Here is a 26,425-nt window from a genome sequence, read left to right as displayed (position 1 = left end):
GCTTGCAGGTGCGCCTCATCATAGGTCTTTCTTCCCACCAATCCGACCGCTCTGTTCACGGTCCCGTATGATGGGGGTGGCTACGTCCACGAGGCAATGACTCCATCAGTCGTTCACCAGGAAGAGGCACAACATCTATGTCCGAGCGATCCGGCTCGTCCCACGCGCCCATTCGGCGCGTCACCGAACCTAACCCGCTGCCCACTCGCCTGGGGGTTTTCCCGTCGGGCGACGGTCTCGATGTCGCGGTGATCGCACGCGGCGCCTCCGGCGTGGACATGTGTATTTTTGACGAGGCCGGAGCTGAGACTCGCTTTTCCCTGCTGGGGCCGAAGACGGGCGTGTGGCATGGCCACATCTCCGGCTACGGGACGGGCACACGTTATGGTTTCCGCGCGCACGGGACGTGGGATCCGGACGGAGGCAAGTTCTTCAACTCGCACAAGCTTCTCCTCGATCCCTATGGGCGCGGCCTCGAGGGTGCCGTGGACATGAAGTCCGCCGTCTACGCACACAGCGTGGACGAGGACCTCTATCCGTCCGAGTATCCGATGCGCCGTTCCCCCATCGACTCGGCGCCATACATGCCGCGCTCGGTTGTGGTTGAGTCCTCATTCCCGATCCTTCCCAAGCCGCGAACCCCGTGGGAGACGACGGTCATCTACGAACTCCACGTCAAAGGCTTCACCAAGAATATGCAGGGTGTTCCCGAACCTCTGCGTGGAACCTACGCGGGCCTGGCACACCCGGCCGCCGTGTCCTATCTGAGGGACCTGGGTATCACTGCCGTCGAGCTGCTGCCCGTTCACGCCAAGTGTGATGAACCATTCCTCACCGAACGCGGCCTGACGAACTACTGGGGCTACTCCACGCTCTCTTTCTTCGCCCCCGAACCCTCCTACGCGACCGCCGCCTCTCAGCAGGCCGGCGCACAGGCCGTCGTCGACGAGTTCCGCGGCATGGTGTCTCTCCTGCACAAGGCGGGTATTGAGGTCATCCTCGACGTCGTCTACAACCACACGTGCGAGGGCGGTGACGCGGGTCCATCTCTGTCGTGGCGGGGCCTGGACTCCGACATGTATTACCGCCACACCAGCTCGCGCCCCGTCCAGACCATCGACGTAACCGGAACCGGTAACACGATGAACATGGACCACCCCAAGACCATCCAGATGGTTATGGACTCACTGCGCTACTGGACCCGTGAGATGGGCGTTGATGGCTTCCGTTTTGACCTGGCCGCCACTCTCGGTCGTTTCTCGACCGGCTTTTCCCCGATGCACCCGCTCCTCATCGCGATGGCCACGGACGACATTTTGGCCCACACGAAGCTCATCGCCGAACCTTGGGACGTGGGTCCCGGAGGATGGCAGACCGGCAACTTCCCGGTCCCTTTCTCGGAGTGGAACGACCACTACCGCGGCGCCCTCCGTAATTTCTGGCTCGCAGACGTGCGAGCTCAGGCCTCGGGCCACATCGTCTCCGGACCTAACGATCTGGCGACCCGTCTGTCCGGCTCTCAGGACGTCTTCGAACACGGCCTTGGGCGCCTGCGTGGGCCGCGCGCCTCCATCAACTTCGTGACCGCACACGACGGCTTCACCCTGGCAGATCTGACGGCCTACGACCGCAAGCACAACCGGGACAATCTCGAGAACAACCGCGACGGCTCAGACGACAACCGCTCGTGGAACCACGGCCTCGAAGGACCGCTGGCCTCCGGCGCGGCCCACCCGGACGCTGCGACCCCCTACCCCATTCTTTCCCGCATGCAGAAACCCAAGCTGCGTGCACGGTCGCAGCGCAACATCTTGGCCACCATGCTCGTCTCTTCGGGCACGCCGATGATCACGGGTGGCGACGAGTTCGGACGCACCCAGGACGGCAACAACAACGCGTACTGCCAAGACAGTCCGACCTCGTGGGTTGACTGGGATCTGGCAGAAGGCCAACAGGCGCAAATCGATGCTGTTTCATGGCTGATCGCCCTGCGTAAGGCACACCCGGTGCTGCGGCCCGATCGCTTCGCGACCGGTCGGCCCTACGGCGGCGATTCGGTGCCTGACCTGTCCTGGTATACCGCCGAGGGCACGCCGATGCCGGACTACGGATGGACGGACTCGCGCCACCGTACTTTCCAGATGCTGCGTTCCGGCGTGACATGGGGCGACCGAGACGCCCTCATCATTATCAACGCGAACCTCAACGACGCACAGGTAACGTTGCCCGGCGGCCACGACCTCGACTGGCTGATCGCCTACTCCACGGTGTGGGAAACGCCCGCCAACGGAGGCATCGGCTCTTCGCTAGACCCCGCCGAGCTTTCCCTCGAGGTCGAGCACGTCACCCCGCGTTCGACACTCACAATCGAAGCACTGTCCGTGACTATTCTGCTGTCCGACATCGCCTTCCAGCCCGAAAACTAACGCGCCGCCATTTTTGTTTATTTCTATACACTCGTTAGGATCAATATATGACTCTCAGTGAAGATGCCCTGGAAACCGCAACCTCCGATGCCTCGCTGGCCCGCTCGAAGGCCCGAAGCGCCGAGATCGACCTGGCAATCGACGAAGATCCTTCGCGTTTCCGCATCCTCACCGGAGACCGCCCCACGGGTCACCTGCATTTGGGCCACTACTTCGGCACCCTTCGTAACCGCGTGCTGTTGCAGAACCGCGGCGTGGAAACCTGGGTGCTGGTCGCTGACTACCAGGTGATCACCGACCGCGACGGCGTGGGCCCGATACGCGAGCGCGTCCTCGGCCTCGTCGCGGACTACCTGGCTGCGGGTATCGACCCGCAGCGCTCCACGATCTTCAACCACTCGGCGGTCCCGGCCCTCAACCAGCTGATGCTCCCGTTCCTCTCCCTGGTCACGGAGTCGGAGCTGCACCGCAACCCGACGGTGAAGGCCGAGCTGGAGGCCACCGAGGGCCGCGCAATGACGGGCCTCATGCTGACCTACCCGGTCCACCAGGCCGCCGACATCCTCTTCTGCAAGGCGAACATCGTGCCCGTGGGTCAGGACCAGCTCCCTCACCTCGAGCAGGCACGCCTGATCGCCCAGCGCTTCGACAAGCGCTACGGCCGCGCGACCCCCGAGCGTCCCGTGTTCCCCCGCCCCGAGGCCCTCCTGTCCGAAGTCCCGTTGCTGCTGGGCACGGACGGACAGAAGATGTCGAAGTCGCGCGGTAACACGATCGAGCTGCGCATGAGCGCCGACGAAACCGCGAAGATCCTGAAGAAGGCGAAGACGGACGCGCAGCGTCGCATCACCTTCGATCCGGTCGACCGACCCGAGGTTTCCAACCTACTGATGCTGGCCTCGCTGGCCACGGGCGACGCCCCCGAGGTCATCGCGGAGCGCATTGGCGACGCCGGCGCGGGCACCTTGAAGGCGCTCGTGACTGAGTCACTCAACGAGATGCTCGCTCCCCTGCGGTCTCGCCGCGCCGAGCTGATCGCCAACGAAGACTATCTGCTGAGTATCCTGCACGCCGGCAATGAACGTGCCAACGAGCAGGCGGATCAGACTCTGTCCGAGGTCCGTACAGCGATGCAGATGAACTATTAATCCCTCACACAATCCCTTTGGAGGCCATCATGGCATACAACCAGCTCCCCGAGCGTCCCGACGAATCCGTTGGCTCGTGGATGATCACGCTGCTCATCACCCCTATTCCGCTGGTCGGTTTCATTTACATACTCGTGTTGGCGTTCGGCTCCGCCGCAGCCCCGTCAAAGCGGAACTTCGCGCGCGCCCTTTTAGCCTGGGAGATCATCGGCCTGGTCGCGACGATCCTGTTGTACGTCGTCTTCGGCGTTGCAATCTTCTCCGGACTCAATAGCGGACACTGATTCCGCGTCGCAGGTCGACAGGCGGGGGTGGCACCCGAGTTGCTCGGATGCCACCCCCGCAGTTTGCTCCCGGCGTTGAATCTTCGCCCTCCCCCTGCCAGGCATAGGAGATCGGTCACATTCCGTGGTGTGATCTTCGCCTATCAGCTGGTCGGTCCATACGTTAGGGTTGGATATGTGAGCGAGAAACTGTTGCCCCGTATCCCGATCATCGAAGTGTTCCCCGTCATCGAAGACGGAACGCTTCCCGCTAAGGCGACCGAAGGCGAGCCTTTCCCCATCCGTGCAACCGTGTTCCGCGAAGGACACGACGCATTCGCCGCCGAAGCCGTCCTGCTGCGCCCGGACGGAGGTGAATACTCCCGTACCCGCATGGTCGACATCGCGCCCGGCCTGGACCGCTACGAAGCCTGGGTGGCCCCCGACGCTCCCGGCGCATGGACCTTCCGCGTGGATTCCTGGTCGGATCCCTACGCCACGTGGCGCCACGACGCAGCAGTCAAGGTCGGAGCCGGAATCGACGTGGAACTGATGCTGGAGGAGGGCGCACGTCTCATGGAGCGCGCGGCAGCAGGCTCAGCCTTCCACAACCCGACCCAAGAACAGCCCCCGGCCTCGGACATCGAAGCGCTGCACGACGCCGCACGACGCCTGCGCGACACCAACCACTCCCCCCAGCAGCGCCTATCAGCCGGCATTTCCTCGCGTATCCGCCTGGTCTTCCGCGACCACCCGCTGCGCGACCTCCTCGACTCCTCGCGCTCCTACCCGCTCGACGTCGCCCGCACCAAGGCGCTGGCCGGCGCGTGGTACGAAATCTTCCCACGCTCTGCAGGCGCCTACCAGAACCCCGACGGCACCTGGGTCTCGGGCACCCTTGAGCGCGCTGCCGAAGACCTGCCTCGCATCGCCGGTATGGGCTTCGACGTCGTCTATCTGACGCCCATCCACCCGATCGGCACCACCTTCCGCAAAGGCAAGAACAACTCGCTGACCGCGACACCCGGCGACCCCGGATCCCCCTACGGCATCGGCTCACCCGAAGGCGGCCACGACGCCATCCACCCAGATCTGGGTACCTTCGATGACTTCGACCGCTTCGTGGATCGCGCACGAAGCCTCGGCATGGAGGTTGCCCTCGATCTGGCCCTCCAGTGCTCCCCAAACCACCCATGGGTCACCGAACATCCCGAATGGTTTACGACGCGCGCCGACGGCACGATCGCGTACGCTGAGAACCCGCCAAAGAAGTACCAGGACATCTACCCACTGAACTTCGATAACGACCCAGAGGGCATCTACCAAGCCGTACGCGACGTCATCGAGCTGTGGATCAAGCACGGCGTGACGATCTTCCGCGTCGACAACCCCCACACGAAACCGATTCCCTTCTGGGAACGCCTCCTCGCCGACATCAAAGCCCAGTACCCGGGCACGCTCTTCCTCGCCGAGGCCTTCACGCGCCCCGCCATGATGCGCACACTAGGCGCGATCGGCTTCGACCAGTCCTACACCTACTTCGCGTGGAGGACATACAAGCAGGAAATCGAAGAATACCTGCTCCAGATCTCCCAAGAGACCGCACACCTCATGCGTCCCGCCTTCTGGCCGACCACGCACGACATCCTCACCCCACAGATGTGGGACGGCGGTACCGCGATCTTCGCGATCCGCGCGATGCTCGCCGCGCTCGGCGCCCCCACGTGGGGCATCTACTCGGGCTACGAGTTCGTCGAAAACGAGCCTCGCGGTTCCTTCCAGGAACCCAACAATAACGAGAAGTACGAGTACCGCCCCCGCCACTGGGCAGACGCCGATGATATTGGAATCTCGCGTCTGTTCACACTGCTCAATGCCGCACGCGCCAAGCACCCCGCGCTACGTCAGCTGCACCAGATCCGCATCCATCCCACGTCCTCGGATCGCCTCATCGCGTTCTCGCGCCAGGTGCCCGGAAAGTTCACCGAAGACGGCAACCCCGACACCGTCATCTGCGTGATCTCACTGGACCCGCACCAGGGAGTGGATGCCTCCGTCGAACTGGACCTGGCGGGCATGGGCCTAGCGACGCCCGGCGGCAACATCACGGTCGTCGACGAACTCGACGGGCACTCCTACGTGTGGGGATCATCCAACTGGGTGGAGCTGTCCCCCGTGACGCGTCTCGGTCACGTCTTCAAAGTTGAACCCGCCCATTCCTCACCCTGGTCACAGGCATAACAACACAGTTCCGCCCGGCGCTTCGAAGCGCCGGGCGGGACCAGCCCACACAATCAACCCCCCCTCAATGAGACCCGGCTCCCAATTTTGCCGGTCAAACGATAGACTACAAACACGACAGTGAACTCAGCAGTTCACACCATCTGGAGTAAGGACAATCCATGAGCTGCGAACTAACGCCGATCCCGGTCAATGACGACATTCTCGACGCCGTTGCCTCAGGCTCCTACTACTCGCCGCATTCTGTGCTCGGCGCCCACTTGAGCGACACAGGTGTCACCATTCGCACCGTCGCACGCCTAGCCGACGCGGTTGAGATCGTCACCCCGACAGGCACCTACGCGGCCACCCACGAGCGCGGCGGTGTCTGGGTAGTGGCTGTTCCTGGAGAGAACATTCCGCCCTATCGTGTGTCCGTCACCTACGGCGACGACACGACCCTACGCGACGATCCCTACCGCTTCCTGCCCACCCTGGGTGAGATGGACACATACCTCATCTCCGAGGGCCGCCACGAGAACCTCTGGAAGGTCCTCGGCGCCCACGTCAAGACATACACGGATGAGATGGGCGAGACCACGGGCACCGCTTTCGCCGTGTGGGCCCCCAACGCGCGCGCAGTGCGCGTCGTCGGTGAATTCAACTTCTGGGACGGTGGAGCCACGTCCATGCGTTCACTGGGTTCCTCCGGCATCTGGGAGATCTTCGTCCCCGGCGTCGGCGTCGGCGCACGCTATAAGTTCGAAATCCAAGGCCCCGGCGGCAACTGGTTCCAGAAGGCCGACCCGCTGGCCCGCGCCACCGAGATTCCGCCGGCCACCGCCTCGGTCGTCACTGACTACTTCCATGAATGGACCGACGACGAGTGGATGTCCACGCGCAAGGACCGCAACCCGCACACGGGTCCCATGTCGATCTACGAAGTCCACGCGGGTTCGTGGCGTCAGGGCCTGGGCTACCGCGAGCTAGCCGACGAGCTTGTCCCCTACGTCAAGCAGATGGGCTTCACGCACGTGGAGTTCATGCCTTTGGCTGAGCACCCCTTCGGCGGCTCCTGGGGCTATCAGGTGACCTCCTACTTCGCCCCGACCTCGCGCTACGGTACGCCGGATGACTTCCGCTACCTGGTGGACGCATTCCACCGCGCCGGTATCGGCGTCATCCTGGACTGGGTCCCAGCCCACTTCCCGAAGGATGATTTCGCGCTCGCGCGTTTCGACGGAACACCCCTGTACGAGGATCCGGATCCCCTGCGCGGCGAGCACCCTGACTGGGGCACTTACGTCTTTAACTTTGGTCGTCGCGAAGTGCGTAACTTCCTGGTCGCCAACGCCCTGTACTGGCTGGAGGACTTCCACGTCGATGGCCTGCGCGTCGATGCCGTTGCTTCGATGCTGTACTTGGATTACTCGCGCAAGGACGGCCAGTGGCGTCCCAACCAGTACGGTGGACGCGAGAACCTGGAGGCCATCGACTTCATCCAGGAAGCGAACGCGACCGCGTACCGTCGTCACCCCGGCATCGTCATGATCGCTGAGGAATCCACGGCATGGCCAGGAGTGACCGCCCCCACCTCCGGTGGCGGCCTCGGCTACGGCATGAAGTGGAACATGGGCTGGATGAATGACACGCTGCGCTACCTGAGCGAGGATCCGGTCAACCGCCGCTGGCACCATGGAGAACTCACCTTCTCGCTGGTGTACGCATTCTCCGAGAACTACGTGCTACCCCTCTCGCACGACGAGGTCGTGCATGGTAAGGGATCGCTCATTTCGAAGATGCCCGGCGACAAGTGGCAGCGCCTGGCGGGTCTGCGTTCCCTCTACGCGTACCAGTGGAGTCACCCGGGTAAGCAGCTCCTCTTCATGGGCCAGGAGATCGGTCAGGAGCAGGAGTGGAATGAATCCTACTCTCTTGACTGGTGGCTGCTGGACCAGGAGGGCCACGCCGGTGTCGCAGCGCTGGTCGAGCGTCTCAACGCGATCTACACGGACAGCCCCGCCATGTGGGACGACGACTACACGGGCTTCGAGTGGATCGACGCCTCCGACGGCGATCACAACCTGATCTCCTACCTGCGTAAGGGGACGAATACGGATGGTGACCGCGAGGTCGTTGTCTGCGTGTCCAACTTCGCGGGCAACCCGCACGAAGGCTACCGCGTTGGTCTGCCGTTTGGCGGCGAGTGGGTCGAGATCCTCAATACGGATGCCGAGGAGTTCGGTGGCTCCGGCGTGGTAAATGTCGGCCCGATCATCGCCGAGGACACCCCGTGGAACGGTCGCCCGGTCTCCGCGCAGCTGCGCGTGCCGCCGCTGGGTGCCCTCTGGCTGGTACCCGCCTCGCAGGTGCGCTGACGCCATAGAGTGATACGACGAGGCCGGGGTAGGGATTCCTGCCCCGGCCTGTCTCGTTGCCTATTCGTTGTACGTGTAGGTTTGGGGGCGCGGCGTTGTGTGCGGGCACCGGTCAGAAGCCAGCCCTCCCCCGGTCTATTTGCCCCTGTAGTTTGATGAGTTCGCTCCTGACTTCCGGGTCAGGCTCTCGATCGATCTTCTTCGTCAGTTCGTTGTGCGTGGAATGCCACCCGTACCAAACGGCAACCACAACGAAGACGATCGCAATAATGAACCACTTCACCGGTTTCACCCCCTCGAGCCATAGCCCAACCAAGTGAGACGTTGCGCAACCTGATAATCCTCATGAGTGGGATCCCAGATGTTCAAGCATACCCACAGACTGGGGTACCAGTCGACGCGGTTTCCAGTATTCAAGTAGTATGCCCGTTCTTTAACGGTTAAAGGACAAGACGTGTTGCTGGAGGGGTGACTTTTCGGCTTTGTCGCGTGGGAAAGTCGGTGTTGGAGGTGGCGGGTGCCAACATGGAGGATGGGCAAAGTGTGTTGGTTTTGTGGTAACTTTTCGGCGTGTTAGTGCGGGGAAGTTGGTGTTGGAGGTGGTGGTAGCCAACTTGAAGGATAGACAAAACGTGCTGGTTTTGTGGTGGCTTTTCGGCTTGTTAGTGCGGGAAAATCAACATTGAAGTTGTTTGTTTTATTGTGAGTCTGTGCGTGGTCCCTTGATCTGTCTCGGTGGAGCTTGGGCAGGTTGTTTGCGTCGGCGGTATCCACCGTGCCAGGCCGCTGTGCCAGGTGGGGTTGTGCGCTACACGGGGACCCGTGCGTGACTTGCCAGCCGATGACATCGCCACCAAACGGGGGGAATTGCACCATTAGAGGCGCGACACGCCGGCGACACGCCGAAGGGAGGCTCCTAATGCTGCAAAACCCCCACCACTACCCCCGGTGTCATGCTCCCTCACTGGTGTTATGCTCCCTCACTGGTGCAGGACTGCCCGGCGGGGTGCCGATAAACACCGGTAAGGAGTCGCCGACGGGACCCTGCCGCACGGGCGCGTGTAAGGCGAGGCGCCGCTAATGTCCGAACGGCGTCGCCGACAGAAACGGGGCCGGGGCACGGGCGGCCAGCTCCCAGGCGACGCTTGTTGCCGATGAGGCGAAACACCCGATCGGGAAGATCCAACCCCAACGGATCACGTGCAATCCTCCCTAACGGGTGCAATCCTCCCGATCACGTGGAACCCTCCGATGGGATGCCTCCCATCGGCGATGCAAGCACGCAAGCACAATGACGGACGACGCAAGCGCACGTCACGGCCAACCCCCATCGGCGGCGCGAGCACGCCAGCGCCACCGATGCCTCCGGCAACAATGCCAGGGGACCGAGCCCCAACCAACACGTTTTGTCCTCTAGCTCGTTCTTTAGAATGCCGAGAGGCGTTGCCGCATGAGCTGATATGACGAGACCGGGGTAGGGATTCCTACTCCGGCCTCGGTTCTCTTGTGGTGCAGCTGAAATGCAGTACGGCTAGGAGCCGCTTCGTGCACCGTCACATAAGGAGCATCGCTAGGCGCGTGCGCGCCTTGGACACCTCGGGGGATGAGCCGGCGACGCGGAAAAGGTCGAGGAGACGCACGCGCAGCGCGTCTCGTTCTTCGGCGTTCGTGGTGCCTGCGAGGAGTTCGAGCAGTACGTCGAATGCTCCGGTGGCATCGCCGGCGGCGAAGAGCGCATCGGCGCGGGCCGCCGGATCACTCGCATCGGACTCCCCGTAGGCGCGTGCAGCGAAGCGCACGCGAGACAGATGAGACTTCGCGTCCTCGTCGCGCGGATTGAGTTCCACGACCCGCTCCCACAGGGTGATCGCTTCGTCTAGGCGTCCCTCTTCCTCGGCTGCTAACGGTGCCTCGTGCTCGGGAGGGATCGGAGCGACGGTGTCTTGCGCGGCCACGGCGATCCGAGCGGTGAGGCCCATCTGGGCTCCAGCCTCAAGAATCTGGGAAATGACGGGAGCAACCTGATCTTTACCTGCGCTGCCCTGGAAGAGGGGCACAGGTCGCCCTCCGACAAGAGCAACGACCGTGGGCACTGCCTGAATCTGGAAGGCCTGTGCGATCGCTGGAGCCTTGTCGATGTCCACCTCGACGAGCTGGAAGGCACCCGCATGCTCACGCGTTATCTCTTCAAGCATCGCCAGCGTCGGCTTCGATTCAAGTGAGCGAGACGACCACAGAGCCAGGATGACCGGCACCGCCTGGGACGTTGACATGACGTCCTGGAAACCGGCCTCGTCCGCGGATGTAATGAGCGGGATGTGGAGTCCCTCCCCCGTCGCGGGCGTCTGCTCGTCGTTGGCAGGCAGGCTCGCGCGTTCCGCGAGGTCATAAGCACCGTAAGAGTCGGCGGGAACGACGGGCGCAGCTGGGGCAGCTTTGCGTGGGTCTGGCGTGTTCATGAGTGTCCTCTCCGGATCGCGTTGAGTGTCCATAACGATAATATGCGTCGTCCCCGCGCCACAGGGCGCGGGGACGACGTGTGCGCTACGGGTGAAAATCAGCCCGGACTCGACGAGGAATCGAGCGCAACCTTCACGATGGCGCGATCTCCACCAACGATCTGAACGTTGCCGCCCGCCTTCTGGGAAGGGATTCGCATGATGACGGTCTCGATGTAGTCGACCGTTGCCGTGCCTTCGACTGTCGTGCCGTCCTTACTTAGCGAGGCGGTCGCGCCTCCCAGGTTCATTGTGGAACCCGCGACCGTGCGCTGGTAGGTGAGCGTGTACGCAACGTTCGCGGCCACCAGCGCGGAGCCGTCCTGCAGGACCAGCCCGGAGATTGGATAATCAGTCGCGGACGCCGCCATCGTCACGGAGCCAGCAGCGCTGACCGACGAGTTCAAATCGGTGACCTGCTGGAGGGTCTGCTTCGTAAACTCATCGGCCACGAACTGACTCGTGTCCTGTGTGCCGGAATTCAGCATCGTGATGTACTGCGCGAGAGCAGTGTCGGGGCTGACGGTAAACCCCTCGGAGTCGCCGGTCACGTAAGCGGAGCCGGTTCCGACGGGAGGAAGGGTCAGCTGGGTTCCACCCAGCAGACGCGCAAAGTTCGTCAGCTTGTAGTCCGAACGGGCCGAATCCTGTACGTACACCTGCACAACAGGCAGAGCTGTTTTGGTGGACGCGGAAATATTGAAGATCGCGCGCGGCCACGAGTCGGAGTTCGTGATCGCCAGGGACGCTGGTGTGAAATCGAGGGTCAGAGGAGCCTGCCCGGTGGCGGTGGCCAACGCGTACTGCGCGGTCCTCGTTTCCAGGGCCCCATTCGTCACTTTATCGCCCAGATCGGCAGCATTCTGCGATGCATCGGCGCTCGCCATCGCGCTGCCGACATCATCTAGGACGGATGAGATGCGCTCAAGATCGAGGTTAGCGGTGCTCTGCGCGTCGGAGCCGGATTGGGCAACAAGTTCTTTGGAGCAGGCGCTCAGGCCGAGCGTGGACGTCATGAGCACGAGGGCCGTTGCGGCCGCAAGGGTTCGTCGTTTCATTGTTTTCCTCCCTGGCGGTCCTTAAGCCAACCGGACATGATCGAGGTCCACCCGCCGGTCGCTGATGCGTCGTCGTCGGGGGCGGAGGTGGGTGCCGTAGGCGTGGGAGTCTGCTCGGCTGCGTTGCGTGGGCGAGTGATCGGAATCAGGCCGGTATTGAACTCTTGCCCGTCAACAACCACGACCTCCTCACCCTTGTTGCGCGCTTCACGCAAGGCGCGGCGCGACGGCAGGGTACGACCGCCACGAATGCCAGACAAGTCGATGACACCCGTGTCACTTGTAGCGCGCTCGGGCGGATCCTGATCGATGGGGCCATTGTCGAGGCCGTGGCGTCCTCGGCGTTCAAAAGTGTCGGTCATCGGGTCGGGAACATACTCGTCCTGAGCCAACGCGGCGCTATGGTCCGGTGCTGGGATGCCCACGATGGATTCACGAATGACCGTCTGGTGTACGGGTTCTTGTGTGAGAGCCTCACGAATGGCAGTATCGTCTGCACTCGGTTCGTTCGTTTCACCGGACGTCGCTGCGAAAACTGCTGCACCCCACGCGGGCGCAGCTGCTTCCTCATCGTCTGTCTCTGCTTTTTCCGCAACCGGCTCCTCGTCGCTTCCCTGCACTCCGACGTCGTCAACGGCGGCTTCCTGAGTGACGGGTTCGGGTGCCGAAGTGGAAGAAGAATCGCGAGCGGCAGCCATGCGCTCGGCAACCTCTGCGGTGTTGATCGACGAGGTCTCCAGTGAGTCGGCCTTGCGGCGTTCCTCGATGCGAGCTGCACGAATCTTACGCAAACGCAACAGCTGCCAGCGGGTCAGGAACATCGCGAGGGCGATGAGAGCAAAGACGCAGGCCGCGAGGAAAGCGATAATCGCGAGCATGTTCGTCTGCTCGATCTTCCATGTCAGCGTCAGTGTCAAGTCGCCGGGGCCTCCAGCGGAGGCCGCCACCGCGGAACGACCACTGGGAACGTTCTCCAAATCGATAGCCACGCTACCCGTGCCGCTTTCCTGCTTGAACCACATAGGCGACTTGGCCAGCTCATCAGTCAGCTGAGCCGACGTCGGATCTGCGATGGGCTGGGCACCGGACTGAACGTTCGCCTGCGCGCCCGACTGGGCTGACTTCTGAGCGGGCGGCTGCGTGTTCACCATGCCGGTACCGTTCGCCTCGTGTGATTCCGCTTTGAGCTTATTGCGGTCCGCCTCCACACCGATGACCTCGGTGTAGGCGGCGTTCCCGATCCAGCCTTTCGCATCCTGCGACGTGCCGATGACGAGCGTCACCGGGGCACCCGACTTCGATGTCGCAGTCACCGTAACGTCATCCTTGACGATCGACAACACGTTGTCACGCGTCATAATCAGGTCTGTCGCAGAGTCCACCGACGAGACCTGCTGCGTCGGCGGCCGTAGCACGGTCACGCCAAGCAGCCCGATAAGGACGCATACGAGTGCGACAGCGCCCATCGACGATGCCGCCACGTATCGCTTCAAGAGTTCCACGGTTGCTCCTCAGGTCCAACGCCCACACAGCGGGCATTCTTCAGCCCCCACTCTACGTGCAAACCGTGTGAACAGGCACATTCGCAGGCGGGGCAGTGATGCATCACATCTCTTGTCACAGTGGTCGAAGCCTCCGACGCCAACACTCCGAATGCCAGTGGCGACGCCCTTCCACGCCCTGAGGCAAACCGTAGGGAGCCTCCTGTGGCCAGGCCACGACGTGCGCTGTGCCCCGAGGGATCGGACGCAGGCACGCCGGACACGTATATTCCTTCGCCGCACGGGGTAGGTGACGAACCTGGTAATCAATCCCATCCGGGCCGCGCTCGGTGCGCGGCACGGAGGCGAGGCGGTCCATCTGCAGCGGACGCGCCTGGCCCCACGGTCGTTTTTTGCTCCGTTTACCTCTCACTCAACCACAGTGCCACGGCGCCACACGCGGCGCACGTTCAGATCCCCACTCACCTCAACAATGTCGGCCTTCTTACCGGGTGCAAGCGAGCCGACTGTACGATCTCCCAGGATCGTGGCACCCTGCATGGACGCCATGTAAACGGCATCGACGAGGGGGATACCACCATGGGTGACGGCTACGCGCACGCAGTCCATCAGGTGTGCGGTACCGCCAGCGATCGCATTGCCCTGTGCCAGGCGCGCCACGCCGTCTTTCACGACAACATCTTGCGGTCCCAGCGTGTACTGGCCGTCGGCCATGCCAGCGGCTGCCATCGCGTCAGTAATGAAGACGACGTGCTCGCGCCCCACCATCTCATAGACATCGCGTACAAGAGTCGGATCGACGTGGATCGAGTCACAGATGAGTTCCGCGACCGCGCCACCGCGGGCCGCATCGGAAAGGAATTCGGCGATAGGACCCGTATCACGGTGGTGCAGAGGACGCATGCCATTGAAGAGGTGCGTGATCGTTGCGCGGGGGCCACGCTTAGTCACCACCTGGGAGAAACGCTCGCGTGAGTATGCCAGTGCCTCGCGGGCCTTCATTGAATTCGAGTCGGTGTGCCCCCACGAGGGAATCGCTCCCCCCGCGATCAATGCCTCGGCGACCGAACCCGGCCCATAGGCATTCGGTTTCTCGGGTGCTAGCGTCATCGAGAGCGCGTATCCCTCGCAGTCCTGCAGGAGCGTGCGCGTCAACTCCGTGTCGGGATCGATGATGAAGGTCGGATCCTGGGCACCGCAGCGCTCGTGGGACACGAAGGGACCTTCGAAGTGAATGCCGGCAATCTCGTCTGCCTTCGCCAGCTCCGCGAGGGTCTTCGCGCGAGCGCGCAGCACCTGCGCAGAGGCGGTCACGCAGGAAGCAACCAACGTCGTCGTACCGTGGCGGCGATGCTCCATGACAGCCACGAGCGCAGCTTCGGCACTTTCAGCATTAGGGAAGGATTCCCCTCCACCACCGTGGCAATGCACATCGACGAGGCCGGGCAGGAAGGTCGAATCGGTAGCTTCTGGCGCCTCAACCTCATAATCTGACACGGGACACACACGAGTAATGGTCGGGCCGTCGATCTCAATAATTCCATCCTCAACGATGGAATCTTCCAGAACCAGACGACCGCGCAGCACAGAAACAGTCATGATCCTCATTGTGGCACACCTGACACGTCATCGCTGTGTCTCAGACAACCATTTCTCCCATTCGATGAACGCGCAACGCGCCAATTGCTGCAAGGACTGGCATCCTGCGGCCATCACGACCTGACGCCCAGGAGCCCGCACGGCCACCACTCGACCTCCCTCGACGATGATCGGACGAAACATGCCGTTTTTCGCCGGGCAGATCAGGGCCTCAACCGCCTCGTCAGTCAGGCAGGAGCGGTCCTTGTACCCAACGTGCAGCTCGTCGAACGAGGGCAACGCGAGCATCGCTTCGGCCTCGGCACGGTTCTCCTCTACGAGGTCCGCGAGGTCTGCGCGCGCCAAAGCGCCGTCGAACTCTGCGACGGGTAGACCGATGCTCTCCCCCGCCTCGCGCGCGCCGTCCATCGCCCGACGCGCCTCCGTCACAGTCAACCCGGTCCACCTGGCTAAGTCGGCCTCGTCGATAGGTCCGTGACCCCAGGCGTAGCGCGCTGCCAGGACAGCGAGAGCTTCTTCGTGCCCCGGCTCCCCCTTCGCCACTCCCGGGGCTCCGGGCAGCGGTCGAGCGTCAACGATCAGATGCTCCCCGCCGCGCACGGGACCCGAGGTCACCAGCCCGTCCACGTGCAGGCGCATCACGAGGTGGCGACGACGCAGGCCCGCCCCGGAGGAAGAGACCGTCACAGTGTCGATCCCGCTGCGCGCCCACGCCTCAACCAGCTCCCCGCGGCTCACCCCCATCGGCGACGCTTCCAGCAGCTCGCACGCCACCTGAGCCGCGCGCTCGACAATCGCATCATCGAGGCCGAGGGCGTTCGCCTGGCGTTCCCACGCCGCACGTCGATGGCGCAGCAAGCGACGCAGCCAGTGGTGGTCACGAGCGCTCGTCACGTGAACGGTGCCACGCATCGGCCAGGAACGAACCAGCTCCCCACGCGCAAACGAATCCTCAATATCGGCGCGCGACGCGACCTGGCAGCGCACTCCGATCGCCCACGGGATCGCGCTGGCCTGCTGGCCTTGCAGCGCCACCAGATTCTCAACGGCATCCAGCGGTGAGCGCGAAGCGGTCGCGGAGACGAGTCCTTGGGCGACGATTCTCCCCAGGCTGACCCGCGCAGATAACACCATCAGAACAGACGCGACTCGGGGTCATCAAAACCTCGCATCGCGTCATAATCCAGGATGACGCAGCGGATCCCGCGATCCTCCGCGAGGGTGCGCGCCTGCTTCGTGATCTCCTGCGCGGCGAAGATACCCGTCACGTCACCCAAGAGCGCGTCGCGCCCCAGCAGCGACAGGTAGCGCGTCAGCTGTTCGACGCCGTCGATGCCGCCGCGACGCTTGACCTCGATCGCCACGTGATTGCCGTCGGCGTCGCGCACCATGAGATCCACGGGGCCCACGGGCGTCGGATACTCCCGGCGCACCAATTCCCAGCCCTCTCCGAGGATCTGCGGAACCTGCTCGGCCAGTAGCTCTTGCAGGTGCGCCTCCACTCCGTCCTTCACGAGGCCGGGGTCCACACCCAGGTCCTCGCTGACGTCCGCGATCACCTCGTGAATGCGGATGATCAGCTTGTCATCCGTCTTATCGGCCTGCACCGTCCACACGGCCTCCACGTCCTCCTCGTCCTCGGAAGGATCGCCAACGGAGACCGTGCACGGCGCCGTCATCCAGTTGAGCGGCTTGTAGGAGCCACCCTCGGAATGAATGAGAACCGAGCCGTCACCCTTGAGCATGATGACGCGCTTGGCGGCGTCAAGGTGGGCGCTCAGACGACCGGAATAATCAACGGTGCAAGAGGCAATAACAATACGCACTCCGTGAGCTTACCAATCCCGCTCACGGGCGGCGTGGAGGACCCGACTCCACCCAGGACACTAACCCGTTATATGTCAGGCGTTCCACGGCCACCTCGTAACGATGCTCACCATAGGCCAAGCGCACCTCGACCATCGCCCCGTCGGCGGTGTGCGAGATCGGAGCGGAGACCTCCATCCCACGCCGAGGAATCGTATAGACGGGCGTGAACGTGAGGCCAACTAACCGATACCACGAGAGTTCCTCGACCCCGTACACGCCTATCCCGGCCGTCCAACCCGAGTGATGGTCGGGGCGCGACCAACACCGAAACGCGCCCAAACGCGACGTGATCCTGCGGGCGCGCACATTCATGTACGCCCACAGGATCACCCCAACACACACCAGGAGAACCACACACCAGATCGAAAAATGCGTCAGGTTCATGAGGTCCTCCTCGCGTTGCGTCAACTTATTGTGCTGCCACTGTAGCGCTATCAGCGACAAGCGTGACAAAGTCGAAGTCAACTGAGGCGAATCCCCCATTGACCTCGAAGGATACGACCTCGTCCGCGCGAGTCACCGTGACTGTTCCCTCGCCCAACTGCGCGAGCAGCGGCTGCCGCCCCGGCAGGATGCCCAGGGCGCCATCCACCGTCGGAATCCGCACGGACAGTGCCGCTCCGTGCCACAGTCGTCCCTCGTGAGAGACGACCTCCACCTGCAAGGACTTGCTCGATGCCATCAGGCTTCCTTGGCCAGTTCGTGGGCGTTGCGCTCCAGGTCGTCGATGCCACCGCAGTTGTAGAACGCCTGCTCGGGAACATCGTCATAGTGACCTTCGGCGATACGCTTGAACGCCTCGATGGTTTCCGACAAGGGCACGGTAGAGCCGGGCACTCCCGTGAACTTCTCGGCCATGTACATGTTCTGCGAGAGGAACTGTTCGATGCGGCGCGCGCGTGCGACCGTAACCTTATCGTCCTCACTCAGTTCGTCCACGCCGAGGATCGCGATGATGTCCTGCAGTTCCTTGTTCTTCTGCAGAATCGCCTTGACGTGCGTGGCAACGTCGTAATGCTCGCGTCCAACCAAGGCCGGATCGAGAATACGAGAGGACGAGGCCAGGGGGTCCACGGCCGGGTAAATACCCTTAGCCGCAATCTCTCGGGAGAGCTCGGTCGTCGCGTCCAGGTGTGCGAAGGTCGTCGCCGGCGCAGGGTCGGTGTAGTCGTCGGCGGGCACGTAGATCGCCTGCAGGGAGGTGATCGAGTGGCCACCGGCGGAGGTGATGCGCTCCTGGAGTTGCCCCATCTCGTCAGCCAGGTTCGGCTGGTAACCCACGGCCGAAGGCATTCGACCCAGCAGCGTGGACACCTCGGATCCCGCCTGAGTGAAGCGGAAGATGTTGTCGATGAACAGCAGCACGTCCTGGTGCTGAACATCGCGGAAGTACTCCGCCATCGTCAGGCCGGTCAGGGCGATGCGCAGACGCGTCCCCGGCGGCTCATCCATTTGGCCAAAGACGAGAGCGGTCTTATCGAAGACGCCAGCCTCTTCCATCTCACCGATCAGATCGTTACCCTCACGAGTACGCTCGCCGACGCCAGCGAACACGGAGACGCCTCCGTGGTCCTGGGCCACGCGCTGGATCATCTCCTGGATGAGGACCGTCTTGCCGACGCCTGCGCCACCGAACAGGCCGATCTTCCCGCCCTGCACGTAGGGGGTCAACAGGTCGATCACCTTGATACCGGTCTCGAACATCTTGGTGCGTGCCTCGAGCTGATCGAAAGCCGGTGGCTGGCGGTGAATAGGCCAACGCTCGGTGATCTCAAGGGTCTCGCCCTCTTCGAGGTTGAGCACATCGCCGGTCACGTTGAAGACGTGGCCCTTGGTCACGTCACCGACGGGAACGGAGATGGGTGCACCGGTGTCGGTGACGGGGGCGCCGCGAACCAAGCCGTCCGTAGGCTTCAAAGCAATTGCGCGAACAAGGTTATCGCCGAGGTGCTGGGCGACCTCGAGGGTCATCGTGAAGCTCGACTCGCCCTCTCCCTGACCGGCGAGGTTAACCTCGACGGTCAGCGCGTTGTACAGGGGCGGGATGCGGTCCGGGGGAAACTCGACATCGACGACAGGGCCGACGACGCGGGCGACGCGTCCCTCGGCGATTGCAGGTGTATCAGTCATTGTGTTACTCCGTGTCTCGAAGGGCTCAGCTCGCGCCCAGAGCGTCGGCCCCGCCCACGATTTCGGTGATTTCCTGGGTGATTTCCGCCTGGCGGGCCGAGTTCGCCAGACGTGTGTACTTCGTGATGAGTTCCTGGGCGTTGTCCGTCGCCGTGTGCATGGCGCGCTGGCGCGACGCGAGTTCGGACGCCGCCGACTGAAGCAGGACGTTGTGGATGCGTGCCTCGACGTAGAGGGGCAGCAGCGTGTCCAGGACTGCCTCGGGCGAGGGAATGAACTCGTACTCGGGCAGCGCCGAGGCCGGATCATCGGCGTAGCCGCGTTCGACCGTGCGCTCCTCGTCGGACTCGGGGGTATCCACAACCGTGAGCGGCAGCATCTGGCGTACCTCGGGAACCTGACTCATGACCGTCTTGAAACGCGTGTAGACGAGATGAAGCTCGCCGACGCCGGTGGAGGGGTCCGTGTCCAAGAATCGTTCAAGCAAGACGCGAGAAATGTCGCGCGATGTGTCGGGACTCGGCGAATCCGATTCGCCCTCCCACTCGCGTTCGATAACCACGCCACGGAAACGGAAATACGCCGCCGCCCTGCGCCCGAAGGTGTAGAGGACGGGTTCGCGTCCCTCAGCCTTCAGGTCGCTAATGAGCTTCTCCGACTCACGTAGGATGGTCGCCGAGTAGGCGCCGGCCATACCGCGGTCCGAGGCGACGACCAGGACGGCGACGCGCTTGGTATCCTCGCGTTCCTCCGTCAGCGGATGGTCGAGGTCTGTGTGGACCGCGACCGCCGCGACCGCCTGGGTGAGTGCCTTTTCGTAGGGACCCGCCTCGGTGGCAGCGCGCCGCGCCGCGCCAATGCGAGACGCAGCGATCATCTCCATGGCGCGGAAGACCTTGGCGAGCGTCGTCGTTGAGGCGATGCGCTGCTTGTAGATCCTCTGCTGTCCGCCCATCGTTTAGGCCTTCTCGTTCGTGCGACCGCGCGAAATTTCCTCGCGGGTGCGCTCTGCCTCGACCTGGCCGTCTTCAAGGTCGTCCACACCGCGACCGGCGCTCAGCCATTGACGGTGGAATTCCTCGACGGCATCCTTCAGCGCTTCCTCCGTCTCGGAGGTCAGGTCACCGCTCGCTGCGATAGTGTCTAGAACCGTCGAGTTGGCGTGCAGGTGATCGAGCAGGCCGCGCTCGAAGCGCAGCACGTCCGAGACCTCAATGTCGTCGAGGTAGCCCTTCGTACCCATCCAGATCGACGCGACTTGGTCCTCCAGCGCGTACGGCGTGGACTGGGGCTGCTTGAGCAGCTCCATGAGGCGCTCGCCGCGGGTCAGCTGGCGGCGGGTTGCAGCATCCAGATCGGAGGCAAACATGGCAAAGGCGGCCATCGAACGGTACTGGGCGAGCGTGAGCTTGAGTGTGCCGGCGACCTTCTTCATGGCCTTAGGCTGCGCGGCACCACCGACGCGTGACACCGAAATACCGACATCGACTGCGGGGCGCTGGTTCGCGTTGAACAGGTCCGATTGGAGGAAGATTTGGCCATCGGTGATCGAAATGACATTGGTCGGGATGTAGGCCGACACGTCGTTCGCCTTCGTCTCGATGATCGGCAGGCCCGTCATGGAGCCACCGCCGAGGGCATCCGACAGCTTCGCGCAGCGCTCCAGCAGACGCGAGTGCAGATAGAAAACATCTCCCGGGTAGGCCTCACGCCCCGGCGGGCGGCGCAGCAGCAGCGACACCGCGCGGTAGGCCTCGGCCTGCTTCGAGAGGTCATCGAAGACGATGAGGACGTGCTTGCCCTGATACATCCAGTGCTGACCGATGGCGGAACCCGTGTAGGGGGCCATGTACTTGTAACCGGCGGGGTCCGAGGCCGGGGATGCCACGATTGTCGTGTATTCCATCGCGCCGGCGTCCTGAAGCGTCGAGCGCACGGATGCGATCGTCGACCCCTTCTGGCCGATGGCAACGTAGATGCAGCGCACTTGCTTGTTCGGGTCGCCGCTCTTCCAGTTCTCGCGCTGGTTCAGGATCGTATCCAAGGCGATGGCGGTCTTACCGGTTTTACGGTCACCGATGATGAGCTGACGCTGGCCGCGACCAACCGGGATCATAGAGTCGATGGCCTTCAGGCCGGTGGCGAGGGGCTCGTGGACGCTCTTACGCATCATGACGCCGGGGGCCTGCAGCTCGAGCGCGCGGCGTCCTTCCAGATTGGTGATGTCGCCGAGGCCGTCGATGGGCCGACCGAGGGGATCGACCGTGCGACCGAGGTACCCGTCACCGACCGGGACGGAGAGAACCTCGCCCGTTCGGTGGACGACCTGTCCTTCTTCGATACCTCCGAAATCGCCGAGGATGACGGCGCCAATCTCGCGCTGGTCCAGGTTCATGGCCAGACCTAGCGTCCCGTCCTCGAAACGCAGCAGTTCGTTCGCCATGGTGCCGGGCAGGCCCTCGACGTGAGCGATACCATCGGCTGTTTCGATGACGTGCCCCACCTCTTCGGTGGCCACGTCCGCCGGACGGTAGGACTCCATGAAGGAGTCCAGTGCTCCTCGGATTTCCTCCGGGGAGATGCTGAGGTCAGCCATGAGGATTCCTAACTAAGAAAAATGATGAATGTGGTGTACGAGGGGCGCTAACTAGCGATCGCGTCCCGTGCGGCGCTGAGCCTGGAGGCAAGCGACGCATCGATGGCGGTCATCCCTGCGCGCAGGCGGAAACCCCCGATAATATCGGGATCGACGGAGATCGCCAGGTCGACAGTGACGCCGTAGCGTTTGGTCAGAATGTCCCGCAGGCGCTCAACCTGGGCTTGGCTCATCGGCGAGGCCGTGGCAACAGTGACGAAGAGGCGGTCCTGCATGGTCGCCGCCCACTGCGCGTACCGGCGAAGGTTGTGCAGCAGACGACCGTGGTTCGATCGACCGACAGCTCGGCGAACGAGGCGCATCGTCCATGCGCTGACACGCGATCCGAAGAGTGCGGTCGCAATATCGCCGCGCTCGTGGGAGTTGCCCTTGGCCTTGTCTGAGAGGCGCACACGCACCTCGCGGTTGTGGGCCAAGAAGTAGCGCACCTGGAATAACTCCTCACGAACCAGGTCGAGGTCGTCGTGAGCGCCAGCCGCGTTCAGCACGCCGAGGATACCGAGGACTTCGAGTGCGTCGGTAACGTCAGCGGGGTGACGCCAATGGTGTGCCACGACGACATTGATGACGGACATGGTCGCGCTCGTGATATGCGGGGAGAATGCCTGTGCGGCGAGGGCCTGCTTGTCAGCGGTTGTCCGCGCCGGGTCGGTCAGCGCACGTCCGAGGCGGGCGTTCTCTTTGAACAGGTCGGCCAAACCGAAGAAGTCTTCGGCGACCCGCATCGCATCGACGCCCGGGTCGGCGAGGGCCGCCGCGAGGTCGGATGCAAACGGGACGGACTCGATCGTGCGCACCTGCGTCATCGCTTCTCCTCGACGAGCGCGTTATCGGCCTCGAGTTCGTCGAGGAAACGATCGACCACACGAGAGGTCAGGGCCGTGTCTTTAAGCTGCTCCCCGATGATCTTCTCGGCGAGCTCGGAGGCGAGCAGGCCCACCTCGGAACGCAGAGAGATCTGCGCAGCCTGCTTCTCGGCCAGAACCTGGCGCTGCGCACCCTCCAGGATGCGGTTTGCTTCGCCGGTGGCCTCGTTGCGAGCGGCGGCCACGATGGCTTTCGCTTCGTCGTTGGCCCGCTCTCGAATCGTGTGTGCCTCGGCATGTGCCTGGCGAATGATCTCCTCGCGTTCGCGCGCAGCGGCTGCCTGGTCAGCCTTCGCTTGCTCAGCGGCGCCAAGCCCCTCCTCGATCGCCGCAGCGCGCTCGTCCATCGTCTTGTAGATGCGAGGAAGCGCGTAGCGTCCAACGAGAAGCAGGACGATGAGCAGAACAACAGCCGACCAGAAAATCTCGTACAGCGGCGGCAGGATAACGGCGAGTCCGCCGACCTCCTGGTCCGCAGCGGCGACAATCTGGTACATGGCGATCACTTAACGATGAGCGGCAGAACGAAGCCGATGAGGCCGAGTGCCTCGACCATGCCGGCGCCGATGATCATGTTGGTGAAGAGACGACCGGCAACCTCAGGCTGGCGGGCAGTCGCTTCCTGGGTCTTGCCGACCATCAGGCCAATACCGAGGCCGGGGCCCAGGGTGGCGAGGCCGTAGCCGATGTAGGCGAATGCAGCGGTTCCCATAGTGGTTTCCTTCTGTTAGTAACGCCGGGTGGCGTTAGGGGTCAGTGGTGTTCGACGGAAAGCTTGATGTACACGGTCGACAGGATCGTGAAAATGTAGGCCTGCAGGAAGGCCACGAAAACTTCGAAGCCAGTCATGATGAAGACAGCGGCACCGGTCAGAGCGGAGGCAGCACTCAGGATGGAAAGCTCGTGCAACAGCATCGCTGTGCCGAAGTAGGTCATGCCCAGCAGGAGGTGACCGGAGATCATGTTGCACAGGAGTCGCAGCGTCAACGTTACGGGTCGAACGATGAAGTTGGAGAGGAACTCGATCGGCGTGATCAGCAAGTACATTGGCACGGGCAGCCCGGGCGGGAAAAGCTGGGCAGCGAAGAATCTTCCGACGCCCTGCTTAGCGATACCCGCACCGATGAAGGTTACGTAGGTGATGATCGCGAAGACCATGGGGACTGCCACCACGGAGGAGGCCGCGATGTTGATGCCTGGAATAACGCCAGCGATGTTCATGGCAAGGACACCAAAGAACAGGAAGCCGACGAAGCCGGAGAACTTCCGTCCGGTCGTTGGTCCGAGCATGTCGAGAGCGACGTTGTCGCGGATGTACCCGGCGACGGCTTCAACGGCCATCTGACCGCGCGAAGGCACGAGCTTCGGCTTACGTGCAACGGCAACGAGCACGATGCACACGAGGAACCCCATGATGACGCGGGCCAGCGTCAGTCGGTTGAATTCGAAGAACGTTCCCTCTCCAAAGATTACCGATGGAAAAAAATCCTTCAGAGCGGGCTGGTGGGGATGCTGAGTAAACGCCGGATAGGCGGTCGCGCCAATGAGGAGGAGAAGGATTGCGAGACTCACCCAATACCAACGCGGCTTGGACGCTGCGGCGGTGCGAGCGGGCGCGTTATTGGACACGGAACGTGCCTCCTTCGTCTGAACTCCAGTGGGGTGTTCGCTGCGCTAGCAACACATTCCATTCTATACAGACTGTGGACCCACGGCACCTGCAACAACTACTCGTCGTCGGGGCGAGGATCGACGTTCATGGTGCGCCTTCGCATCATGACGCCCATCTCCACGGTCGAGGACACAATTATCGCGATGATCGTGGCGAGAGCGGCCATACGTACGTCCACTCCGAGGACTCGGGGCACATAGAGCCCAGTGACGAGCAGAGCGATCTTTGCCGCGTATCCGCCGCTCACCCAGCCGACGAAATGGGCGGGTGATCGCAGGGCACGCGAGGTGAAGAACCATTGGGCCCCACCGATCAGGACAACCATGATGAGTGCGAGGATTAAGGTCATGCGGTGTGCTCCTGTGCGGTTGCGTCTTCCTTAGGGAATTCGCGGGTCGTGATGGCGACACCAATCGATGCGGCGATAATCGCGACCAGGGCAACACCCCACCAGTCGAAGACGAGGAGGCCGACGGCCGGAATACACACGATGGCGGTCCACATCCACAAGATCGCAACGACACCGCGGTGAGAGTGCCCGGCAACGAGGAGTCGGTCATGAAAGTGTGACCGATCAGCCACAAATGGACTCTTGCCTCGTCTCATACGACGGATAGAGGTTACGACCAGGTCAAGAACGGGCATAAAGATGACCGACATCGGCAAGATCAGGGGCAACGCGGAAACGAGTTTCTGCTGGCTTTCAAGCAGCGATGGATCAATCTTGCCGGTGACGATGATGCCAGCAGACGCCAGGACGAGGCCCATGGTCTCCGCTCCCCCGCCCATCATGATGGAACTCGGGTGGAAGTTGAACCAGAGGAAGCCGGCGCACACGCCGAGCAGGGCGATGACAGTGAGGCTCGCGGTCGTCGCGTATGACACTGCTCCCATCAGCCGGGTAATGATGTACGAGTAGATGAAAAAGGATCCTGCTCCGATGGCGATCATTCCCGACGCCAACCCATCGAGACCGTCAATGAAGTTAACGGCGTTCATGATGCCAACGATGAAAAAGACGGAGACGAAGAGCCACAGACGTGATGACCCTAGCGTCAAACCGAAGATCGGGAACGAAGCGAGTTGGACGCCCCCGAAGGCCATGCCCCCCGCGATGAGGACTTGTCCGCCGAGTTTGGCCATCCAGTCCAGCTCGATGATGTCATCGACGATACCGAGGAGGCACATCGCTCCGGCCCCCGCCATGACAGCCCACGGAATGGTTCCCTCAAAGAGCGGTGCCATGTAGGGAATACGCGAGGCCAGCGCCATCGTGATGATCAGGGCGAGTGTCATGGCGACACCACCGAGACGCGGGATCGGTTTCTTTTGGAGGTCGCGCCCTCGTAGGGGAGGCAAAATGTTGAAGCGCAGGCATCCCCAGCGAACGACGGGTGTCAGGAGGATCGTGAGTGCCATCGCGATGGCAGCCAGCAGCAGGTAGACCTTCACGGACGCGCCCCCTGCACGTCCACGATTGATAAGCCAGCGGCGCTCGTCAGCTCCTCGAGGCTGATGGTTCCTCTGCGGATCATGCGGGGATCGCCATGGGAACAGTCGACGATGGACGAGGCCGTGGCGCTCTCGGTCGGTCCGGCATCCAGATAGGCGGCGACACAAGAGCCGAAGGAACTCACCGCTTCTGTGATCGACGTGGCCGGCGGCTCTCCAGTGAGGTTCGCCGATGTCACGGCCATTGGGCCGAACGTGCGCAGGAGGGCGAGCAGAGCGGGCTGATCAGGCATACGCACCCCGATCGTGCCACCCGTCTCACCGAGGTCCCAGCCGAGGTCGGGGCGTGCACGCAGAATCAGGGTCAAGCCACCGGGCCAGAATGCGCGTGCGAGAGCGCGCGCATAGTCAGGAACGTCGACGCACAAGTCGTCGAGTGCGTTCGCGCAGGAGACGAGGACGGGGGGCGGCATCTGGCGGCCACGACCTTTTGCTGCGAGCACATCGGCGACGGCGCTGGGGTTAGCGGCGTCGCATCCGATACCGTAGACGGTGTCCGTGGGGACGACGAGGAGGCGACCGTTTCGCAGTTCGCGGCTTGCCACGGCCAGGTCATCGGCGCTCAGCGACGGTATCGCTCGTAGGATCGTCTCAGTACTCATCACGGCTCATTGTGTCAGATTGTCCG

The 26,425-nt window shown here is 62.9% G+C and carries 25 protein-coding genes; 5 read left to right on the top strand and 20 right to left on the bottom strand.

Annotation, left to right across the window (positions count from 1 at the left end):
• Positions 1-137 precede the first annotated feature (137 nt).
• The 5 genes from glgX (at position 138) to glgB (ending at position 8,435) form a co-directional block, all read left to right on the top strand.
• Entirely contained in the window at positions 138-2,426 is a 2,289-nt protein-coding gene (gene glgX, locus BQ7477_RS05595; RefSeq protein ID WP_073983130.1) for a glycogen debranching protein GlgX, read from the top strand.
• A 47-nt stretch (positions 2,427-2,473) separates the two neighbouring features.
• Complete coding sequence (gene trpS / locus BQ7477_RS05590; protein WP_073983129.1) at positions 2,474-3,574, top strand: tryptophan--tRNA ligase; 1,101 nt, start codon at positions 2,474-2,476, stop codon at positions 3,572-3,574.
• A gap of 29 nt (positions 3,575-3,603) precedes the next feature.
• The gene (locus BQ7477_RS05585) at positions 3,604-3,858 is read left to right on the top strand and encodes a hypothetical protein (protein WP_073983128.1); all 255 of its coding nucleotides are present in this window, start codon (positions 3,604-3,606) and stop codon (positions 3,856-3,858) included.
• A 177-nt stretch (positions 3,859-4,035) separates the two neighbouring features.
• On the top strand, positions 4,036-6,078 hold the full coding sequence (locus tag BQ7477_RS05580; RefSeq protein WP_073983534.1) for a maltotransferase domain-containing protein: 2,043 nt from the start codon (positions 4,036-4,038) through the stop codon (positions 6,076-6,078).
• Positions 6,079-6,239: 161 nt separating this feature from the next.
• Positions 6,240-8,435: a 1,4-alpha-glucan branching protein GlgB gene (gene glgB / locus BQ7477_RS05575; protein ID WP_073983127.1), complete on the top strand. Its 2,196-nt coding sequence runs from the start codon at positions 6,240-6,242 to the stop codon at positions 8,433-8,435.
• A 112-nt stretch (positions 8,436-8,547) separates the two neighbouring features.
• Here glgB and BQ7477_RS05570 read toward each other — a convergent pair whose 3' ends face one another.
• The 20 genes from BQ7477_RS05570 to BQ7477_RS05475 form a co-directional block, all read right to left on the bottom strand.
• On the bottom strand, positions 8,548-8,718 hold the full coding sequence (locus BQ7477_RS05570; protein ID WP_073983533.1) for a cation transporter: 171 nt from the start codon (positions 8,716-8,718) through the stop codon (positions 8,548-8,550).
• Positions 8,719-9,988: 1,270 nt separating this feature from the next.
• On the bottom strand, positions 9,989-10,894 hold the full coding sequence (locus tag BQ7477_RS05565) for a tetratricopeptide repeat protein (protein WP_073983126.1): 906 nt from the start codon (positions 10,892-10,894) through the stop codon (positions 9,989-9,991).
• Positions 10,895-10,992: 98 nt separating this feature from the next.
• Positions 10,993-11,991 carry a hypothetical protein gene (locus BQ7477_RS05560; protein ID WP_073983125.1) on the bottom strand — a complete coding sequence of 333 codons (999 nt, stop codon included), beginning with the start codon at positions 11,989-11,991 and terminating at the stop codon, positions 10,993-10,995.
• Positions 11,988-13,457: a hypothetical protein gene (locus tag BQ7477_RS05555; RefSeq protein WP_073983532.1), complete on the bottom strand. Its 1,470-nt coding sequence runs from the start codon at positions 13,455-13,457 to the stop codon at positions 11,988-11,990. The genes BQ7477_RS05560 and BQ7477_RS05555 overlap by 4 nt, the downstream gene beginning before the upstream one ends.
• A gap of 151 nt (positions 13,458-13,608) precedes the next feature.
• Positions 13,609-13,851 carry a hypothetical protein gene (locus BQ7477_RS12390; protein ID WP_073983124.1) on the bottom strand — a complete coding sequence of 81 codons (243 nt, stop codon included), beginning with the start codon at positions 13,849-13,851 and terminating at the stop codon, positions 13,609-13,611.
• A 50-nt stretch (positions 13,852-13,901) separates the two neighbouring features.
• Complete coding sequence (locus BQ7477_RS05545) at positions 13,902-15,092, bottom strand: N-acetylglucosamine-6-phosphate deacetylase (RefSeq protein ID WP_129582514.1); 1,191 nt, start codon at positions 15,090-15,092, stop codon at positions 13,902-13,904.
• 27 nt (positions 15,093-15,119) lie between these two features.
• Positions 15,120-16,226, bottom strand: a complete 1,107-nt coding sequence (locus BQ7477_RS05540; protein ID WP_073983122.1) for a DNA glycosylase AlkZ-like family protein — start codon at positions 16,224-16,226, stop codon at positions 15,120-15,122.
• On the bottom strand, positions 16,226-16,918 hold the full coding sequence (nucS, locus tag BQ7477_RS05535; RefSeq protein ID WP_073983121.1) for an endonuclease NucS: 693 nt from the start codon (positions 16,916-16,918) through the stop codon (positions 16,226-16,228). Before nucS ends, BQ7477_RS05540 begins: the two co-directional genes overlap by 1 nt.
• A 22-nt stretch (positions 16,919-16,940) precedes the next feature.
• Positions 16,941-17,345 carry a DUF2550 family protein gene (locus tag BQ7477_RS05530; RefSeq protein WP_073983120.1) on the bottom strand — a complete coding sequence of 135 codons (405 nt, stop codon included), beginning with the start codon at positions 17,343-17,345 and terminating at the stop codon, positions 16,941-16,943.
• A gap of 25 nt (positions 17,346-17,370) precedes the next feature.
• Positions 17,371-17,643: a F0F1 ATP synthase subunit epsilon gene (locus BQ7477_RS05525; protein ID WP_073983119.1), complete on the bottom strand. Its 273-nt coding sequence runs from the start codon at positions 17,641-17,643 to the stop codon at positions 17,371-17,373.
• On the bottom strand, positions 17,643-19,091 hold the full coding sequence (gene atpD, locus BQ7477_RS05520) for a F0F1 ATP synthase subunit beta (RefSeq protein WP_073983118.1): 1,449 nt from the start codon (positions 19,089-19,091) through the stop codon (positions 17,643-17,645). The genes BQ7477_RS05525 and atpD overlap by 1 nt, the downstream gene beginning before the upstream one ends.
• Before the next feature lie 25 nt (positions 19,092-19,116).
• On the bottom strand, positions 19,117-20,046 hold the full coding sequence (locus BQ7477_RS05515) for a F0F1 ATP synthase subunit gamma (RefSeq protein WP_073983117.1): 930 nt from the start codon (positions 20,044-20,046) through the stop codon (positions 19,117-19,119).
• A gap of 3 nt (positions 20,047-20,049) precedes the next feature.
• Positions 20,050-21,687 carry a F0F1 ATP synthase subunit alpha gene (atpA, locus tag BQ7477_RS05510; protein ID WP_073983116.1) on the bottom strand — a complete coding sequence of 546 codons (1,638 nt, stop codon included), beginning with the start codon at positions 21,685-21,687 and terminating at the stop codon, positions 20,050-20,052.
• A 47-nt stretch (positions 21,688-21,734) separates the two neighbouring features.
• Positions 21,735-22,553 (bottom strand): F0F1 ATP synthase subunit delta, encoded by an 819-nt coding sequence (locus tag BQ7477_RS05505; protein WP_073983115.1) that lies wholly within the window; start codon positions 22,551-22,553, stop codon positions 21,735-21,737.
• Positions 22,550-23,110, bottom strand: coding sequence for a F0F1 ATP synthase subunit B (gene atpF / locus BQ7477_RS05500; RefSeq protein WP_073983114.1), 561 nt, complete (start codon positions 23,108-23,110; stop codon positions 22,550-22,552). Before atpF ends, BQ7477_RS05505 begins: the two co-directional genes overlap by 4 nt.
• A 5-nt stretch (positions 23,111-23,115) precedes the next feature.
• Positions 23,116-23,325, bottom strand: coding sequence for an ATP synthase F0 subunit C (gene atpE / locus BQ7477_RS05495; protein WP_003792932.1), 210 nt, complete (start codon positions 23,323-23,325; stop codon positions 23,116-23,118).
• 41 nt (positions 23,326-23,366) lie between these two features.
• A complete protein-coding gene (gene atpB, locus BQ7477_RS05490) occupies positions 23,367-24,242 on the bottom strand; it encodes a F0F1 ATP synthase subunit A (RefSeq protein ID WP_073983113.1) in 876 nt (291 codons plus the stop codon).
• Positions 24,243-24,340: 98 nt separating this feature from the next.
• The gene (locus BQ7477_RS05485) at positions 24,341-24,634 is read right to left on the bottom strand and encodes a hypothetical protein (RefSeq protein WP_073983112.1); all 294 of its coding nucleotides are present in this window, start codon (positions 24,632-24,634) and stop codon (positions 24,341-24,343) included.
• Entirely contained in the window at positions 24,631-25,737 is a 1,107-nt protein-coding gene (locus tag BQ7477_RS05480; protein WP_073983111.1) for an MraY family glycosyltransferase, read from the bottom strand. The genes BQ7477_RS05485 and BQ7477_RS05480 overlap by 4 nt, the downstream gene beginning before the upstream one ends.
• Entirely contained in the window at positions 25,734-26,399 is a 666-nt protein-coding gene (locus BQ7477_RS05475) for an L-threonylcarbamoyladenylate synthase (protein WP_073983110.1), read from the bottom strand. Before BQ7477_RS05475 ends, BQ7477_RS05480 begins: the two co-directional genes overlap by 4 nt.
• Positions 26,400-26,425: the final 26 nt, after the last annotated feature.

The sequence above is a fragment of the Actinomyces bouchesdurhonensis genome, from assembly GCF_900128465.1.
GTDB lineage: Bacteria > Actinomycetota > Actinomycetes > Actinomycetales > Actinomycetaceae > Pauljensenia > Pauljensenia bouchesdurhonensis.
This window is presented reverse-complemented; position numbering and strand designations above follow the sequence as displayed.